Genomic DNA, 18,099 nt, shown 5'->3' on the forward strand with positions numbered 1-18,099 from the left:
CCAAACTCAGGGATTGAGAAACTTTGCGAGAAAGGCGTAAATCTCTTTGCGTGAGTCACGGGCCAGCGCGGTGTCGATGCGATTGAAATGGTGGCCGCCGGGCGCGTTTTCATAAATCTTGTAGTCGAAGCTCTTGCCAGCCGCCTTGAGCGCGTCGATCAGGTGCTCGACTTCCATCACGTTGACGTCTTCATCGGCCGTGTTCGAATGAACCAAGAGCGGGGTCGCTAACTCGGCGGCATGGAAATAAGGCGAGCGGCGGCGATACTCCATCGGGTCGTCCACCGCCTGCTTGCCGAGAAAGCCGGCGAACGTGTCTCGGTAGCTTTGGCTCTTATAACCCATTCGCATCACCAGGTCGCTGACCGGACAGCCGGCATACGCGACTTTGTAGTCTCCCGGCCAGCGGAAGATGTTCAAGAGCGTAATATAGCCGCCGTGACTCCAGCCCATGATGCCAACGCGCGCCGGGTCCACGTGGGGCAGGTTGGCGACTGCCCAGTCCCGAACCGCATGGACGTCATCCACCTCGGCCCCGCCGTAATCGATCTGGTCGTAATACTCGGCTCCATAGCCGGTGCTGCCACGGTACTCAGGCACGACGACAATGTAGCCCTGTTCCATCAGCTCGCGGATGATGTGCACATAGGTGAGATCAAAGTGCGAATGGATTCCGCCGTGCACAAAGACCATCAGCGGCGCCTTGCGCGCGCCGGCAATCTTTTTCGGCGTGAAGGAGTAGAAGTAGATGATCAGGGGGTTGCCGGCGCCCTGACCGGTCGGGTTCTTCATGCGGATCGGCTTGCTGCTGGCGATCAGAAAGTGGTCGACGTCGGCGACATCTGAGACCCTGAAGTACCACAGCGCCTGCTCGACCTGGTTGCCGACCGCATCCAGGTTCTGTTGCGAAACTGCCGCGGGAGCAGTCGCCGCAGGAGCAGTCTCCGCAGGAGCCGGTGCGGCTGTAGTGCGTGCGGTTGTGGTGCGTACAGGAGCAGACGGCTTCGGATTCTCTTGCGCCCGCAACGGAGTTGTCTCCAGGGAGAGAAACAACGCCAGAAGCACGATCCAGGAAAAAGAAGTCTTGCCAGACATCAGAATGGTCCCCCAAAGAGAAGAAGTCCACGAACAGCTGCGGCGCCGCGAGGGCACTTTATGCCGCTCGCCAGAGGTTGTCAACCGCATGCTCCAGGTTACGCCCGATCGTGGTGTCCCTCTTGTTCCTGGAACGTTATGCCTCCCGCACCTGCCAGCACGGCGTCGGGATACAGCAATTATGGAACGGCAGTAAGAAAGCGCTCTAAAAGCCCAGTTTGGCCGCGAATTGAATTACGCGCGGATTTCCCACCGTACCTTGAATTGCGCCGAAACTTTTCGAGCTTATGTCGTTCACCGGGTTATCGAAGTTCACAAAGTTGAAGACATTGAAAAACTCCACGCGCCACTCGAGGTGAACCCGCTCGGTCAGAGGAACGCTCTTGATGACAGAGAAATCGATATTGCGCTGGCCCGGTCCGCGCAACAAGTTGCGCCCGCTCGTGCCAAAAAAATTGCCCGCGCCCGCGAAAGCAGACGTATTGAAATACGCCTGGAGCCGCCCCTCCGTCGAGCCGGATTTCGCTGCAGAGCCCGCCGTTGCACCGGGTGCAAAGTTTGCCCGGCTGGTTGTGACGCCATAGTACGCGGCCCCATTACCGTCCAGAACACTGAATGGCAAGCCTGACTGGAAGACCGCTACGCCGGCAATTTCCCACCCTCCAAAGAACTTCTTCCCGAAGCGCGAGTCTCTCAGGCCGAATCCCCAGTTAGGGAGAGCGTAATCGAAACTCGTCGTGAAGCGGTGTTTGCGATCAAAGTCCGAGATGCCACGGTTGCCGTGTATGTTGGACTGGTCCCCGTCGAAGCCATTGAACACGGCGGCATCGAGCGAGCCCGAGGCGTCGTCCATCGATTTCGAAAACGTATACGCCGCCTGCATCTTGAGCCCGCGGCTGGCTTGATGTACGACGCTGGCCTGCAACGAGTGGTAGCTGGAATCCGAAGCGCTGCGGAGATAGATGATGCCGGCCGGCGAGAAACCGAGATAAGGCACTCGCTGCGCCGCATTGCTTGCGAGATTCGTCGTAAGCCCGTTCACCGGGTTGGCGGGGCCGGCAAGGATGGCCTGGTTGATGAGCTGTTCCACGGGTAGATGAGTACCTTTCGTTCCAACGTATCCGACTTCGACGATAGTGCTCTTTGCCGGCTGCTCTTGCAGATTGAGGCTCCATTGCTGAATGTATGGCGTCGTGAACGAGGCATCCACGTCGTTGATCGCAAGCGCCGGATGCGCCGCTGTGAACGGGGGAGCGTAGAGCGTCGGCACGACCGGGAACTGCGCGGGTAGCGGCAATACCGGGAAAGGGTTTGCGAACGTGGATGCAATATTCGCTGCACCCGAAGCATCCGACCGGACATAATTCGGCAATGACAGCGCTTCGAGCAATCCCAGTTGGTTCGAGAGCCTGTCATAGAAGATGCCGTATCCGCCACGGACAACCAGCGTATTGGATGCTTGCAGCGAGAACCCGATACGCGGGCCAAAGTTCCTCGTAGGCGATCTGTCGATCAACGTCGGATTAACGAGAGTGATGCCCGGAATGGGCTGTCGCGCATTCGATGCCTGAACGAAACCGGCGGTCGTCGATCCACCGGGCGGCGGCGGCTGATAGCGTCGCGGATCGAACGCGCCATTTCGCCCCCCCGCGTCGACGGGCCAGCCCAGGTACTCCCAGCGCAAGCCTGCGTTCAACGTAAGGCGGGGCGTTACGCTCCAAACGTCCTGCAGAAAGAAAGCCAGATCGGTCAGACGGTCGTTTCGTGTGACTACGCCACTGGCGATACTGGTGCTGTTGATATTGCTGAACCCGGTGCCATTGCCCCCCTGCGCGACCGGTGTGCCACTCAACCCGAGCAAAAAGTCGGGAAAGCTCTGGAAAGTTACAGTGCCGCGCATCCGGTTGTTGGAAAAGTAGTTGTCGTAGTAACGTCGGCCTTCCATTCCGCCGTGGACCTGGTGTTTGCCATGCGTCCAAGACAAGGAATCGCTAACATTGAAGGTATTGAGGGCAACATCCTGGTCGGAGTTGACGCTGTACCCGAGACTGAACGTCCGAGTAACGGTGATCATGGGGATATCATTAAAGATGGCAGAGTTGAACCTTGACATCCCGATTGCAGAAATCGGGAAGCTGTTCTGGCGGGCCATGCTGCCGACCAGCCGCGAAAAGCCGGCACGCCCCTCATTCACGAGCGACGGAGTAAAAATGTGAACGTCCTGCACCGCAAACAGCCGGCTCGAAAATAGCTGATTGGTACCGAACCCCGGCAGGGTTGCGGAGGGAAACGATTGAAACGTGGGCTGCTCGGCATTTACGCTCTTGAAACTGAGGAGATTCTTTGACGTGATTTGATGGTCGAGATTGCCGATGTACTGATCCTCATTGAACGTTGCCGGGGTGGAAGTGGCATAGTTGACACCGGACGTTGCCGAAATCTGCGGCGATGGAATTACGTAACTTCCATCCCCAAGTTTCAGGTTCAGCAATGCGAAGGCAACCGGGTTGATGTTGGATCCGTCAGCGGCGATTTTCACCGCTCCGCCCTTTGCCCCAGCTTGGCCGGCGAACGCGCTACCGATAGCGGCACGCGAGCGGTCGGTCGGAATAGCCGGCAAGGTCAACGATGTTGAGCCGGACAACCCGTTCACCTGACGTGTTCCCTGGTAGGAAAAAAAGAAAAATGTCTTCTTTCCGACAATTGGCCCACCGATCACTCCACCGAATTGGTTCTGGCGCAGTTCCGGCCTCGGCTGGCCTGTCGCGTTCAGGAAAAAGCTGTTCGCATTCAAGACATCGTTCCGGAAAAACTCGAAGACACTGCCGTGAAAGTGCTCCGTCCCTGTCTTTGTGACCAGGGCCACATTCGCGCCTCCGCTGCGTCCCGACTGCGCATCATACAAAGCAGTTTGCACTTTAAATTCTGCGATCGCTTCCGGAGAGGGGGTAACGATCCCGTTCGACGCAAAAGCGTTTCCGTTGGCGCTGTTGCTGTGCAGATTCACGGCGTCTACGCCATCGATGTATATCGCATTGGATCCGGTCCTCGCCCCGTTGGTCGAAATGTTCTGTGTGGCGCGGCCAAGCGCGCCAGCATTATTCAATGGGGCAGACGTACCGGGCGATAACGCCAGCAATTGAGTGAAATTCCGCGTCGACAAAGGAAGTTGCGTGATGTCACTGCCGTCCACGACCTTGCTCAGCGCGGGAGTATCTCTCTGCAGCGCGACCGCCTGGGCGGTCACCTCAACCGTCTGGACGATTCCCGCCGGCTGCAATTCCGCATCCACGGCCAGGCGGTCGGTGACATGCAGCGTCAAATGCTGGAGCACATTGGCGAAACCTTTATAACTGAATCTGAGATCGTAGTTCCCCGGCGCTACCGATGGGAACGCGTATTTCCCGGCGCCGTTGGTCGTAGCCGTGCGCGCTTCAAGGGTGGCCGCATTCTGCAGCTCGACGGTGGCGCCCGCCAGAACTGCGCCGGAACGGTCAGAGACCGTGCCGCTGATGGTTCCTGTCGTTTGTGCCGCAATCGTGCCTGACAGCAATCCTGCGCATAACCAATTCATTAGGCTTCGCTTCATATTTTCCCTCCTCAATTTCAATGCTCGGTTCGGCGTATTGCCTTCAACGTCTTTCGCCAACCTTGCTGTATCTTTGTTTCAAACATTTTCCTGTCACGACTCCTGCGCCAATTCGGAATCAATCTGGTTGAATGATGTCCACTCCCAGCATTGCTTCATCCTTCAAGCTGCGGCGCGGGGTTCTCTTTTCCCAAAGCGGTCACGAGGATCGCAATGAAGAATACAACAACGGCACAGATGGCCATGGCGCGGGCATAGGAGAGCCGATGAGCAAACGTCGCTTCCACATAGACGATCCCGCTCGCCAATACTACCCCGCACTGATTGGCAAAGCCAGGAAGGAAAGCCCGCACCGACGCCGGGGAAAGTTCTGCAACGTATGCAGGCACTACGCCCCAGGCCCCTTGCACACAAAATTGCAGCAGAAATGCCCCTCCAAACAGGAGGCCCACGCTGGGTGCAAATGCCCAGAGTGGCACCAGACAGATCGCTGCACCGAGCGCCAGCATGATAGACCTTCGTCGTCCTACGCGGTCCGAAACATGCCCAAACAGGAGGCCACCTGCAATGGCTCCAACCATCGCGACCGCGGTGAGAATCGTTTTCTGCCAGGGTGCAAAGCCCCACTGCCGTTCAAGGTAGGTTGGATACATGTCCTGGGTGCCGTGCGACGACATATGCAGGGCTAACATGAAGGTGACCAGAAAAACGAATAGTTTCCAATTGGCCTTGAGTGATTGCGACAGCTCCACCCACGACCTGCTTCTGCCTTTCTCCCAGGCAGCAGACTCGCGCACAGCGAAGGCCAGGTAGATGGCTGTTAGAATCGCGGGAACTCCGGTGGCGACAAACAGTATGCGCCATCCCCAAGGTCCGCTGAAAAGCGCATAAGCAAAACCCGCAATCAGGTATCCAAGAGCATATCCCTGCTGCAATAGGCCCGAGAGCAGTCCGCGTAGCCGCAAAGGGACTTTTTCCATGGCTAGCGAGGTGCCCACGCCCCACTGGCCGCCCATAACCACTCCAAATGTGGCTCGTGCAAGCAAAAACCCAACGAACGTCGTGGACATGCCAGTCAGTAACTGCACCAACGAGTAAAGCACAAGGTTCGCTATCAAGAGCTTCTTGCGTCCATACCGGTCGCTCAGCAGGCCAAAGACCAGGCCGCCAATTGGACGGCAAGCGAGGGTTGCGGTGAGACTGAGCGCGATCGCCCCATCGGACTGATGGAAGTCTCGCGCGATCGTTGTCAGTAGAAATACGACCAGGAAGAAATCGCAGGCATCGAGAGTCCAACCCACAAGCCCAACCAGAAAGGCTGCGCGATAGTCTGACGCATCAGCGCGGATATTCGTATCGCTTTGTGTGGGCGCTTCGACTATCTCTTGATCATTCAGATATGTGGCCATCGCAGTGCCTTCCTGATACGCAGTTGTCCGTCACAAAAATGTTTCGTGGCGGCTGTAATCAGAGTGGGCTGGATTGTGGCCGGACGGTCTCCTCTAAGTCCTTTAAGAACTCATAAAAAAACCTTAAAAAAATCTAAAGAGCAGTTGTTGCTGCGACTTCAGTGAGCTTGATTGCGACAGCGGTCCAGCAACCGAAAGATTGCAAAGGCGATAGGTCAGAATTTCATTTGAGCGAGAATGTTTTGGAAGTCAGAGTTGCTGCGGATGAGATCAAGTTCGGGATCAACTCTTGCGTATACCATCGAGGTGGAATGGTCCTCATAAGCCTTTTGCAGCCACCTAAGGGCATCAGTACGACGGCCCAATCCTATGTAAATGAGAGCGATGCTGAAGGGCGGGACATAGTGCTGCCGGCTCTCCTTCACTAGTTGTGCCACCAGCCGTTCTGCTCCGGCACGCTCACCAGAGTGCGCCTGTGCTGCACCCAGGAGTCCCTTGATGTAAGGATCGCCACCTGAAAGCTTCAGGGCCTGGCCGAGTTCCTGGACGGCAAGCTTGTAACGCCCCTCGGTTGTATACGTAATACCCAGCCTTGTGCGTGCCCGAACGAACGTGGGATCGATCTCCAATACTCGCTGCAGCGCCTGCTCGGCATCAGGATAGCGCCGGTTCAAATAGAGAATCCATCCGACATTTGTCGAAATGATGGGTGAAAGAGGCTCAAGTTGCTCGGCTTTGTGTATTTCGTAGAGCGCCTCGTCGGGCCGGTTCACCGCGGCCAGGTCGAGCGCGTACCAGTGGTGTGCAGTGGCGTAATTTGGTTCCAGCGCAATGGCCTTCTGAAATTCCTCTTCGGCGGTTTTGTAGTCCCAATCCGTGAAAAAGGCGATCATGCCGAGTGACGCATGGGGCTCTGCGAGGGATGGGTCCAGATGGATAGCACTGAGCGCTGCCGAACGGGCACTCGAGCTGGCCTGGCGCCCGGGTTCAATCGAGAAGGACGCCAGCAGCGCATACGAATCCGCGAGTCCTGCATATGCCAACGCATAATTCGGATCCTCCGCGATTGCCTCCTGAAATGAAGCGATACTCTTCCTCAGCGTGTCTTCCGTTCTTCGATTCCAATAGTAGCGGCCGCGCAGATACGCGGTCCTCGCCTTGTCGCTGCGGGAGTCGGAGCGCCGCGCACCGCGGATCGCGACCAGGTCCGCCAGCGACGACGAAATACGGGTGGCAATCCTCTCCTCGAGCACATCCGCCAAGCTCAAGTTCGGATCGGCAGGTTCTGTAAACGTAAGAAACCAGGTCTTCTTGCCGTCAGAGACGCGCGTCAGCGTGGCGTCGACGGTGATTCCAGCCTGTGAAAAATGAATGTCGCCATCCAGGACCGCGTCCACCCCAAGTTCGTGACCGGCAGAAACCGGGTCTCCAACCGGCCCTTTGACCGCCGACGAAACCGCCCCGGCGGAAGGCACCATGAGTTCTGTACCTCCACTCAGCTGATTGATCAAGGCAGTCGAGACGCCAACGCCCAAATAAGTATTCTGCCCTGGCGTTCCAGTCATCCGAAATGGCAAGACGGCAACAGAACGAATGGGAGATGATTTTCCCAAGCCCCGCTGCCAAGTGAACGCCCCCATTGCCAGCGCCACAGCAATGAATGCTGCAGCGTACCACGCAAGGCGCCGACGTGAAGAGCGCGGTTCTTCATCCGAACTCATCTGGACTGCGTGGGTTGGAGCGATACGAGCGGGTTCTGCATCAGCAGCCGCGGCTGACAAAGCGTCCGATCCCGGGGCCACACGCTCGACTTCTGCGACGAATCGATAGCCAATTTTCGATGCGGTCTGGATGAAGTGTCTCTCTTCCGGATTGTCGTCTCCCAGGGCTTTACGCAGCGAAGAGATCGCCACCGTCAGGTTTGCCTCTTCGACGAACGAATCCCGCCAAACCGTGCTCATGAGAGCGGACTTGGCGACTAGGTGTGGCGCGCTCCGCACCAGAAGCAGCAAGGTGTCAAACGACTTGGGCACCAGTGGCACCTGCAAGCCGGATTTGGTTAGCACGCGTTCTGCGGGATCCAGACGAAACGGCCCAAAGAGATAAGTGACGCCCGGTGCATCTGCCGGCACACAACTGACATTCGACTCGGAGTGAGACGAACTGACCATAAACCCTATTTCCACTTTGCAGAGATGCCGAACTTAGGAAGGCATTTTACGATGCAAAATAGGGCCGAGGCAAGTTCCGTTGATCCCGAATCCCGCAATCCATTTGCAATCCGTTTTCTCGTCTAATAGTGCTTTCTATATATTTATATGCCATCCGTCGCCCTGTATGTTGTTGAATGTACGTTTGTATGTGGATTCGAATCCCACTCTCTCCGCCATTATTTCATTCCATGCACTTTTGATCGTAGTTCAGAGCCTCGTCTGGTTCTTCGGCTTCGCTCAGAATCTCGGCCCGAATGCATCCATGTGTCTGATTGCTTCTGTCGCTACCGCAACATTCTCATGAAAAGATGTTCCGTTGTCAGGCCGTGCCGAAGGTTTTATTCCACTTCGCGCGGATGGCGCGAAGGAGTGACGGATAGACGACCAGCTTGCGGAACGGGTCGATCAGGGCCATGTAGACCGGCGTGAAGCGACTGACGCTGCACACATAAACGCCGAAATAGAAGCGGTACGCATTTGCCGTTTCGACGAGGGCGCTCAGCGCTGCGGCGTGGGCGGTGCGGTTGATCAGCTCGAGGAGCTGCTCGTTTTCGAAGCGGTACACGACGCGGAAAAGTCCCTCGCGCGTGCCCGCCGGCACAAGGGACTTCGAGCGGTCTGCGGTTGTCAGACGCGTTGTGAAGGTTTCCCACGCGGTTGCGGCTGGCTCGCGATCCCAACCAAAGAGCCGGCCGACGAAGAAACGGATGTTTAGGAGCGCGCGCACGACCGGCGAGCCTGTAAGCAGATGCCCCTTTCTGCTGCAATCATTTTCGCAACAATCGCAACCCACTTGCGATCGCGTGCTTGCCATCCGCAAAAACTCATCCAGCGTGATGCCGGAGCGGGTACGCGGCAGATCGATGGCCCACACGTCATGAAGGGACACGCCGGCAAGAAAGTCGTGAACCCGCAGAGGCAGCCGTTCGAACTCTTGCGTCGAGATCTGTGGCATCGGGCCTCCTTCGTGGTCGATGCGTGCTATCGCGATGTTACGCCAACAACCTCACAACTTCCGAGCTGCCGACTCACTGCTGGATAGACGCATCGGCCTTACACAAGATAATTTTCAAGAAGTCCTTGATACCAGCGGGGCCAGTCACGCGGACGATTACCGGCCCCATATTAGGTTGGGCAACCAACTCGAATGTCAGGAAGGGGCAACACTCCCTTTCTGCCACAATCATTTTCGCTATCATCGCAATCCACTTGCCATCGCCGGGAACGCGGAAAGCATACCCATCCCGGAGTTCTTCCGTCCCGATCACAGCAGACCTGAATTGAGCAAGGAGCGTTGCCGCACGCTCGCGCAGTTCCGCGCTCGTCAAACAGCAAGCTATCGGCATGTCATCAGAACCGTGCTTCATGGCCGGCTCGCGGGCGGAACGATGCCATTCATGCGCAGATACTCGACCATTTGTCCGTAATGGTCAAAAGCATGCGCCAGGGACTCCACCACCAATGCCAGGCGAGTTGCCTCAGTGCTTTTCAGGGGCGAGATCGGCGAGGATTTAACCGGCACAGTCTTCTGGCCGATAGCTTCGATTGCTTTGTCCAGATATGCAAATGAGCCTTTCAGGTAATTGAGAATTTCGGCCTTCGTTCTCACAGCTTCAGGCCCAAGCTCGTCGCCAGCATCTGCCGGTGGCTCCTCTCCCAAGGCCGCCGAGGCCAGAATGTAGTTGGTTGCGGACAGGTGTTTCACCATTTGACCGAAGGTACGCACGCCCTTGAATTCACCATCCGTTGGGGCAAAGCCATACTTGTCGGCGGGCATGGCATCAGCGGCAGACACGATCACGTTCTCGGTGAGCTTCGCTAAGACCTGCAGAGCGTGCTTTTCCCGTTCTGCGTCGAGGCTGGCAGTTTCCTTGGCGTCAACGTGCTGCTGCCCGACTTGTGCCAAAATGGTGCCGGAAGTCAACCACAGTACGAGCATCAATATCGATTTCATTTTCTGCATGAGTACTTCTCCTCCTGGCGGCAAAGCTCTGGACGCTTTGTCGCTCTATCCATTACGCTACAACTTAAAGTCGACTTTAAGGCAAGGGGTTTTTGTAAAGAATCTGTCAACCTTCGGATGTTGATCGGAAAGGGGTAATCTAGAATGTCCTTATGCCAGAATTAACGATTTCCGAGGTGGCGCGACAAGTTGGACTCCAGGCATCGGCGATTCGGTACTACGAGAGAATTGGATTGCTTCCCCGGGCCCCGCGAATGAGCGGGCAGAGACGATATGACACCACAGCGCTTTACCGTCTGGCAATCATTCAGCGTGCGCGTCAACTCGGTTTTACATTGACTGAAATCCGACACTTGTTCTTTGGTTTTCGCGACATCACTCGCGCTTCGGAACGCTGGCGAACGCTCTCCCAAAGAAAACTTGCGGAGTTGGATCATCTGATGGATGGAATAAAAGCCGTGCGAGGCGTGCTCAAAAAGTTGATGACGAAGTGCCGATGCGACACCTTGGACCAATGTGGCAAGGGCATATTTCAGAGCATGAATAGAGATGTCGTAGCTAGGCCGCTCCTTGCAAGTCATCGACATCGGGGAAAATATCCGACGAGTTTGCGAACCTGACGCAGTAGATGCCCTAAGAATTGTCTTTGGAATACCGGCCTTCCGCTATCGTCCCTTAATCTCCGCCAGTTCAGAGCTTTTCTTTCAAAGACTTGGGGGGATACCCTTCGGGCAGTTTAGAACTCGTAGCCGAAAAACGGCTTTCCAGGTTAGCCGCGTGCCCCACCCCTCATCCGGCTTGACAACCGACAGTTGGCTTATTAAGCTTTGGTTCCCCCCAAATCTGGCGTTAAGGAGTTACTTGAATGCCAAAATCCAACGATGAACCGAAAGGCTCTGCCGGCTCCAAGCTTGATCGTCGAGCAATGATGCGTACCGCGCTGGTAGTAGGCGGGGTATCCGCGCTCGCTGGCGCCGCGGCGGCTGCGCCCCGAGAATCCGAAGCCGTTGTCGCAGAAAGAGAATGGGCCAGAGCCCTGGCAAGACACATAGCCAACCAACTGCCGGAGGCTGTGCGGCAACTTCCTGACCTGCGGTTGACGGAAGAGCAGGTTGAAGAGCTACGCAGAGTGTTCCAGAATACGTTGGTCACCAACATGGGCTGCGAAGTTCCTCCCAGCTAAATTGGCAGCGATGCATCAGGGCTGAGAGTAGTGAGCTTGTGGTGTGTCAACACCGTTCAGTCGCAGTCCACACGTGACAACCATGAAAGTTTGCCTCATCAGTGCGCCCACGGCCAACCAGTTCGATCACCAGGCCGTGGGGGAAACGGATGCAGCTCGCATTATGGGCGAGCTTGCACCTGTCGGCATCCTCAGCCTTGCTGCCGTGCTTGAAGCCAGGGGCTTGCAGCCGGAAGTTGTGGACCTCAATCGCGTTTACTACGATTGGCGGCAAAAATCGAACCAAAATGAAACTGATTTTTGCAGTTTTGCCGGAGCCTACTTCGCCGGGCGCGATTTTGATTTCTTTGGCTTCAGTACGGTTTGCAGCAGCTACCCGCTGACGCTTCGCATCGCCGCTGAGGTCAAGCGAGTGCATCGTACGTCAGTGGTCGTGCTGGGCGGCCCCCAGGCGTCCGTCGTGGATGTCTCCACCATGCGGGCATTTCCGTCGATTGATCTGGTTGTTCGCGGTGAAGCGGAGGAGAGCCTTCCTGCTCTTGTCGATGCGCTGGCCGCAGGCAGCTCTCTCGCAGCAATCCCAGGCATTACGTTTCGCCGGCATGAAGATGGAGAAATCGTGCGCAGCCCGGATGCGCCCCTGGTTCTCGACCTAGACGCGCTGCCATTTCCCGCTTTTCATCTCTTTCCCGACGTTCGTTTCTGCCGCCACTTTCCGCTGGAGTTAGGGCGCGGCTGTCCCTTTGCCTGCACGTTCTGTTCGACCAACGATTTTTTCCGTCGCCGCTTCCGGCTGAAGACGCCGGCGCAGATGATTGCCGATATGCGAAGGGTCAAGCAGACCTACGGCATCAACTCTTTTGAGCTGGTGCACGATATGTTCACGGTCGACCGCAAACGGGTAGTGGAGTTTTGTGAAGCCCTGCTGGAGAGCAAGGAAGAGTTCACCTGGGGCTCGAGCGCGCGCACGGACTGTATTGACGAAGAGCTGATCGCGCTCATGGCCAGAGCAGGCTGCCGCGGTATTTTCTTTGGCATTGAAACCGGCTCGTCGCGAATGCAGAAGATCATTGACAAGGGCCTTGACTTGAACGATTCGGCGGAGCGGGTCCGTTCCTGCGACAAGTTCAAAATCAATACAGCGGTTTCATTGATGGCCGGCTTTCCCGACGAAACCATGAACGACCTGCGCGATACGGCAGCATTCTTTGTGGATTCACTGCGTTATGACCACGCTGATCCTCAACTCAGCATCCTGGCGCCGCTGGCGGATACTCCCATCCAGAAGCAGCACAAAGACTCGCTGGTCCTGGATGACGATGTGGCCGATATGTCTTATCGCGGATGGCGGCAGGAGCCTCAAGATCATGCGATGATTGCTGACCATCCGGAAATTTTTTCCAGCTTTTACTCTGTTCCCACGCCATACCTCGAACACGAATTCCTCAAGGAGTTACGCGACTTTCTTCTGACCGGCATGAGAGCATTTCGCCGGCTTCTCCTGGGACTCCATCAGGACAGCGGCGACGTAGTGGACGTGTTTCAACAATGGCAGCAATGGCGGGCAAAACACGGAGTACATTTTTCCAACAGCGATCGCACCGCCTACTACGCGCAAAGCGGCTTTCCAGCAGACTTCATCGAGTTTGTCAGGCTGCACTACATCCCTGCTGTGAGCAAGGCGCCGCTTGCGATTAGCGCGCTGGCGGAATACGAAGCCGCATTGCTTGGCCGCGATCATGAATCGGATCAAGAGCAAGTCTCCGACGACATTGAAGATCTGATTTCTCCGGACAGCCGTCCCCAGTTGCTTCCGGGAGTAAACGTCATCAAGGTTCCGGCCGATTATCAGGAGATTGTTCGGCGGCTCCGGCAGAGAAGCCCGTTGCATGACATACCCGTCAGGCAAGTGAAACTCGCAATTCGCAGAACTGCGACGGGGCCGGCGGAAGTTCGCCAGCTCTCGCCGCTCTCGGCCGAATTGCTTGGCCTTTGTGAAGGCAGCTTAACCGTAGAAGAGATTGCAGCCCGATTCCGGCAACATAAGATAGAAGTCTCGGGCATTCCGGCCGACAAGCTATGTTTAGCGGGGCTCGAGATACTGCGCCAGCAGCGCCTCATAGGCCTGGCGTAACCGAAATCGGTTTGCCTATTGATTTGATCGTTACGTAAATTTTGGTTCTGTTCGCGAGGGTCTGGCTGTCCTAATGGATTCCAGGCTCAGGTAAAGCGGCAGGACGAGCCGCTCCACTAGCGCGTGTGCGCTCATAGGCACGGCGTGGCGTTTTTGATTGCTGTCGTTGTGGAACTTTTTAGAAGGCTCTTTGGCATTCCATAGAGCCGCTTTGCGCATATGCTCAACATCCTCCGGCGAGCAGGCAGCGGATAAGAACTCAAGCATTGGCCCTAAAGCAGCTTCGGGGAGCTGCGCATAATTCATCAATAGGGTCTGGCCCGGCTGGTAGAACTTGAGTGCTTCTGAGAACCGTGCCGCCAGCACGCGCGCCCAGAACTCTTCGGGGCGCATCTCGGCCAGTTCCGCGGGATCACCTTCCACCAGACCGGTATCGGCAATCCCCGGCGGCAAGCGGTCGGCGGCGAAACGAACATAAGATCCCACGATTTCCAGTGGTTCCCGGTACAAAAATATCCAGGGCACGTCAGGGAAGACACGACGGATGAGGGGCATCTTCGCGATGGCACTGCTTGAGAATTTAATGAAACATTGCTGCTCATCCCCATGGCGGGGACGGCCCAGGGCCCCAATGACGGCTCGGAGCAGATGCGCCTGATCTGCCTCCGTGACCGGACTGTCGCTGGACTTGGGATAAAGCACCTGATTGACAATCGCAGGCTCCGACAGCACGATATTCTGCGGCAGAGATGCCAGCATCTGCGCTACCAGCGTGGAACCACAGCGGGAGGCATGAAAGATAAAACCTGTCGGCGGCCGCGCCGGCACCGTGTGAGTCAACAGCGTTTCGGCAGGTGTTGTAAGGTTTGCGCAAGGCATTTCTTGCTGGTGTTTATGAATGGTCTGGTCAAAGAGCGGCTCAACAAAGCGGCGCGCGTTCATCCGGCGCCAGTCGACCACGGGTCCAGAGCGTTCCCATCGGAGCGAAATTGGCGTCCATTCGGCGAGGTTGTCCGACTGCACGAAAGCTCCTGAAAACAGATTATCGAACGTGGTGGACAAAACAATAATATATGGAACTGCTCCACCGCCATAACACCCGGAGACCAGGCGTCCATAATCGTGACGTGGTACTCTCTTCGGAAGTAGAGGGCAGCATGTTTGGAGCACTCCTCTAATTGTCAAAGTATTTCAAACTATGTCGATGGGACTTGACCGGTTCAGGCATGCATCTGAATTCTCCAAAGGTCACGATGTGATGGGTTCCGGCACACGATCTCACTACACAGGATTTTATCGTCCCGGACTGAAGCCCCGCGGGTTGGCCGTATGGTTCACGGGCTTGAGTGGTTCCGGTAAGACTACAGTCTGCACTGCGGTATTTGCGGAACTATTGGCGCGCGGTATCAAGGTTGAGATGTTAGATGGCGATGCTGTGCGGAAACAACTGAACCGGGACCTAGGCTTCAGTAAAGAGGATAGAGACGAGAATATTCGCAGGATCGGATTTGTTACGGAGCTCCTGAGTGCTCATGAGGTCGTGGTGTTGGTTGCAGCGATTTCGCCGTATCGCGCCGTGCGCGATGAAATAAGGCGGAACATCGGTAATTTTTTAGAGGTGTATATGAATGCCCCGCTCAGCGTATGCGAAGCACGCGACCCAAAAGGTCTGTACAAGCGGGCCCGTGCCGGCGAGATCCGGGGGTTTACCGGAATTGACGATCCCTACGAGGAACCGCTAGCGCCCGAAGTCGTATGCTATACGGCGCGCGAAACAGTCAAAGAGTCCACCGATAAGGTAATCGCGGCAATTCTGGAGATTGCAGCTCGCCCGGAATCATGATCTGCCTTGAATTTCAACAAGCTTCCACAGGCCGTGCTTGGACTGAGGAGCTGGGTTAGCGCGGTGATTGGATGGCACTCTCAGGTGCCCCCGAAGCCCGACCCGATTTTGTTAACCAATCTAACTTGATCTTTTGTCGAAACAGACCCGCTGGTACGGGGTGGTTACCATCCATCCGCACGTAGTACAAATAAGGGCTGTCGGTAATCGACATATAACTCGGATCCTCTGACTTCGGATCAATCAATGAAAAATATTGATACGACCAGTTTCCCTCCGGCTCGCGCCTGAGCATTTGATCCTGCGTCATCGCCAACTCCGGCTTGCTCCAAACGTCATCGAGGCTCCGGCTGATTATCAGAAGATTGTTCGGCGGCTCCGGCAGAGAAGCCCGTTGCATGACATACCCGTCAGGCAAGTGAAACTCGCAATTCGCAGAACTGCGGCGGGGCCAGCGGAAGTTCGCCAGCTCTCGCCGCTCTCAGCCGAATTGCTTGGCCTTTGTGAAGGCAGCTTGACAGTAGAAGAGATTGCAGCAGAATTCCGGCAAAAATTAAGATAGAAATCTCCGGCATTCCGGCCGACAAGCTATGTTTAGCGGGGCTCGAGATACTGCGCCAGCAGCGCCTCATAGGCCTGGCGTAACCGAAATCGGTCGTCCATTGACTTGAGTCTGGCCGAGTTCGGCTCCAAAGCGGAGCCTCACCGGTTTGCACCATAATGGTGTATAATACATGTATGGCAGTAACAAAACAGGTGCGACGAAGCGTGACGCTTCCTTCGCAAGTTGACAAACAGATCGAAGCGATTGCAAAGAATCGCCGTCTTAGCGGCAACCGCGTTTTGGTGGAACTTGTTGAACTGGGACTTGACGCTCGCAAGCAGAAAGAAAAGGCGTTTTTTGAACTCGCGGAGCGGTTCCGCGATTGTGATGATCCCAAACAGGTTAAGCAACTAGGAGACGAGTTAGGGCGTTTCGTCTTTGGTGAATAATGCCGAAGATCGAAACGTGGTCTCAGATTCCTAATGCTGTTCGCGAGCATCTAATCGAGCGTATGCGCGACCGTAAGATTGGATTGGACGACCTCAATCGGCTCCGCGTTTGGATGGAATCGAGGCCGGACGTGCCGGATGGCCCCTGGTACAAGGATTTTGGGTCGTTTTAGCTTTGTGGTGAGGGCAAGTATCCCAAGACGTTTCTTCTCGCCGGTCAAACTGCAATCGGCACAAAACTTTGATTCTCAGATTTCGGGTCAATTGAATACCGCATCCAGCAACCGTGCCAGGTTGGCCTGTTCGCCGCGATTTTTATCTGAGCTCTTCTTGGTCAGCTTGTAGAGGCGCTCGCTGATGACTTGCTCTGCAACATCGGCGGGCACGTAAGTGCGGTCCGCGGGTTTCATGACCATCCATCCGTCTCGTGTTCGTCGTAGCTCCCAGCGCCGCTTCTCCGAGTGGCGCTGGTTTTTCAATTGTCCTTGATTCAATTCCACGCGGTAGTCAACGCGGACCTCTGCCCAGCCTTTGTCGCGCTTGATTTCCATCTTTTCAATTCGAAGCTGGTCAAAGATCACCACGGAGGAAGACGTTGTGCCGTCCATCCGCAAAACGCCTCCCGAGGCGTTGGTCAACTCTGAAATGGCTTCGCTCACACTTTCCGAAGTTGGCTTGGCCTGAGCCGAAGGGATAGGAATGCTTTCTGGAACCTGAAAAGGCTTTACCGAATCACGATCGCCCACATTAGTTGCCACACGGCGTAGACTTCCTGCTGACGCGATCGCGTTGTTCGCCGGATCCTGGTTATCGTTCTCTGCGTTTTCATTTAGGGTTTTTGGTGCCTGCCATTGCGGCGGTTTTCGCAGTGTGGCAACATCAGTCGGGGCTCCCACCAGATAGCGATAAAAGCGTGACGGTCCGCGTCCGCGCCAGTAATCGCTGTCGTATTGCTCGGTTTGGAAGCCCGACCCCACCGAGCTGTAAAACGAATGTTCCAAAGGATCAATCACTATCCCAACGTGCCCCTGCCACACAATCAAATCTCCCGGCTGTGGAGTCGAAACTCGTTGAAATTCGGGGACCCCATCGTAGAGCGTGAACGAAGGAACGTAAGGATAATCGAACCCTTCTGCCTGGAAAATCTGATGAACCAGATGCGAGCAGTCCGGCTGGTCATCTGGGTCCTCGGGTTCGGTCAAAGCCAGCTTTGCGAGCGCGAGGCCTTCATGCTGGGTAAGCAAATGCCCGTGCGTTTCGCGGCTTGCAGTTGACGTCGAAATAGCCGTTGTCGAAGAGCCGGTTTTGCTGGAAGAAGTTGTTGCTGTTAAAGAGTTGGTTTTGCTGTCAGTGCTCTCCATATCGGAGATGTGGCCCTGATATGGCTTCTGCGCCCAGCCGAGCGTACTAAGGCCGAGCATGCTGATGCCGAAAATGGCAACGGCAATCGTGGTTGCGGTTCTGGAACATCCCTCCATGCTGTTACTCCTAAAAGATCCATATTCCGCCCATCACGTGTTCACTGTTTAGATTAAGCTCACTCTTTAGGATTAGAAGCAGGAAAGAGGCAAGGGGTTAGTTGCTATCTTGAGCCTCCCTATTACCCAAGGTCATGCCCGCTTGCCTGAAGTCTGGGCTGGTTGAAGGGGCAGGAGGTTCTCCGCTCTGTTCTTTTGC

Annotated in this window: 15 protein-coding genes; 5 read left to right on the plus strand and 10 right to left on the minus strand. The window is 55.9% G+C overall.

Annotated features, from left to right (window positions below; all coding sequences use genetic code 11):
- Positions 1-6: 6 nt before the first annotated feature.
- The 7 genes from VK738_09830 to VK738_09860 all read right to left on the minus strand — a co-directional run bounded on the left by VK738_09830 (position 7) and on the right by VK738_09860 (position 10,269).
- Positions 7-1,095: an alpha/beta fold hydrolase gene (locus tag VK738_09830; protein ID HTD22941.1), complete on the minus strand. Its 1,089-nt coding sequence runs from the start codon at positions 1,093-1,095 to the stop codon at positions 7-9.
- Positions 1,096-1,300: 205 nt separating this feature from the next.
- Complete coding sequence (locus tag VK738_09835) at positions 1,301-4,684, minus strand: TonB-dependent receptor (GenBank protein HTD22942.1); 3,384 nt, start codon at positions 4,682-4,684, stop codon at positions 1,301-1,303.
- A 155-nt stretch (positions 4,685-4,839) separates the two neighbouring features.
- Complete coding sequence (locus VK738_09840) at positions 4,840-6,093, minus strand: MFS transporter (GenBank protein HTD22943.1); 1,254 nt, start codon at positions 6,091-6,093, stop codon at positions 4,840-4,842.
- Between the two features lie 215 nt (positions 6,094-6,308).
- Complete coding sequence (locus VK738_09845) at positions 6,309-8,264, minus strand: tetratricopeptide repeat protein (GenBank protein HTD22944.1); 1,956 nt, start codon at positions 8,262-8,264, stop codon at positions 6,309-6,311.
- Between the two features lie 361 nt (positions 8,265-8,625).
- Entirely contained in the window at positions 8,626-9,261 is a 636-nt protein-coding gene (locus tag VK738_09850; GenBank protein ID HTD22945.1) for a DUF2867 domain-containing protein, read from the minus strand.
- Positions 9,262-9,334: 73 nt separating this feature from the next.
- The gene (locus tag VK738_09855; GenBank protein HTD22946.1) at positions 9,335-9,673 is read right to left on the minus strand and encodes a hypothetical protein; all 339 of its coding nucleotides are present in this window, start codon (positions 9,671-9,673) and stop codon (positions 9,335-9,337) included.
- Positions 9,670-10,269, minus strand: a complete 600-nt coding sequence (locus VK738_09860) for a DinB family protein (protein HTD22947.1) — start codon at positions 10,267-10,269, stop codon at positions 9,670-9,672. The genes VK738_09855 and VK738_09860 overlap by 4 nt, the downstream gene beginning before the upstream one ends.
- An 865-nt stretch (positions 10,270-11,134) precedes the next feature.
- On the opposite strand from VK738_09860, the gene VK738_09865 reads away from it, so the two are divergent.
- Both VK738_09865 and VK738_09870 read left to right on the plus strand, forming a co-directional pair.
- Complete coding sequence (locus tag VK738_09865; GenBank protein ID HTD22948.1) at positions 11,135-11,452, plus strand: hypothetical protein; 318 nt, start codon at positions 11,135-11,137, stop codon at positions 11,450-11,452.
- 82 nt (positions 11,453-11,534) lie between these two features.
- Positions 11,535-13,586, plus strand: coding sequence for a radical SAM protein (locus VK738_09870; GenBank protein ID HTD22949.1), 2,052 nt, complete (start codon positions 11,535-11,537; stop codon positions 13,584-13,586).
- Positions 13,587-13,616: 30 nt separating this feature from the next.
- Here the strand turns inward: VK738_09870 and VK738_09875 are convergent, their stop codons facing one another.
- A complete protein-coding gene (locus tag VK738_09875; protein HTD22950.1) occupies positions 13,617-14,648 on the minus strand; it encodes a sulfotransferase in 1,032 nt (343 codons plus the stop codon).
- Between the two features lie 136 nt (positions 14,649-14,784).
- Between VK738_09875 and cysC the strand changes: the two genes are divergently transcribed.
- On the plus strand, positions 14,785-15,429 hold the full coding sequence (gene cysC / locus VK738_09880) for an adenylyl-sulfate kinase (protein HTD22951.1): 645 nt from the start codon (positions 14,785-14,787) through the stop codon (positions 15,427-15,429).
- Positions 15,430-15,484: 55 nt separating this feature from the next.
- Here cysC and VK738_09885 read toward each other — a convergent pair whose 3' ends face one another.
- Positions 15,485-15,829, minus strand: a complete 345-nt coding sequence (locus VK738_09885) for a hypothetical protein (GenBank protein HTD22952.1) — start codon at positions 15,827-15,829, stop codon at positions 15,485-15,487.
- A 338-nt stretch (positions 15,830-16,167) separates the two neighbouring features.
- Between VK738_09885 and VK738_09890 the strand changes: the two genes are divergently transcribed.
- On the plus strand, positions 16,168-16,422 hold the full coding sequence (locus VK738_09890; protein HTD22953.1) for a hypothetical protein: 255 nt from the start codon (positions 16,168-16,170) through the stop codon (positions 16,420-16,422).
- Positions 16,422-16,595: a hypothetical protein gene (locus tag VK738_09895; protein ID HTD22954.1), complete on the plus strand. Its 174-nt coding sequence runs from the start codon at positions 16,422-16,424 to the stop codon at positions 16,593-16,595. The genes VK738_09890 and VK738_09895 overlap by 1 nt, the downstream gene beginning before the upstream one ends.
- Positions 16,596-16,682: 87 nt before the next feature.
- Here VK738_09895 and VK738_09900 read toward each other — a convergent pair whose 3' ends face one another.
- Positions 16,683-17,900 (minus strand): NlpC/P60 family protein, encoded by a 1,218-nt coding sequence (locus tag VK738_09900; GenBank protein HTD22955.1) that lies wholly within the window; start codon positions 17,898-17,900, stop codon positions 16,683-16,685.
- Positions 17,901-18,099 lie beyond the last annotated feature (199 nt).

It is taken from the genome of Terriglobales bacterium (genome assembly GCA_035487355.1).
Taxonomy (GTDB): Bacteria; Acidobacteriota; Terriglobia; order Terriglobales; family Acidobacteriaceae; genus QIAW01.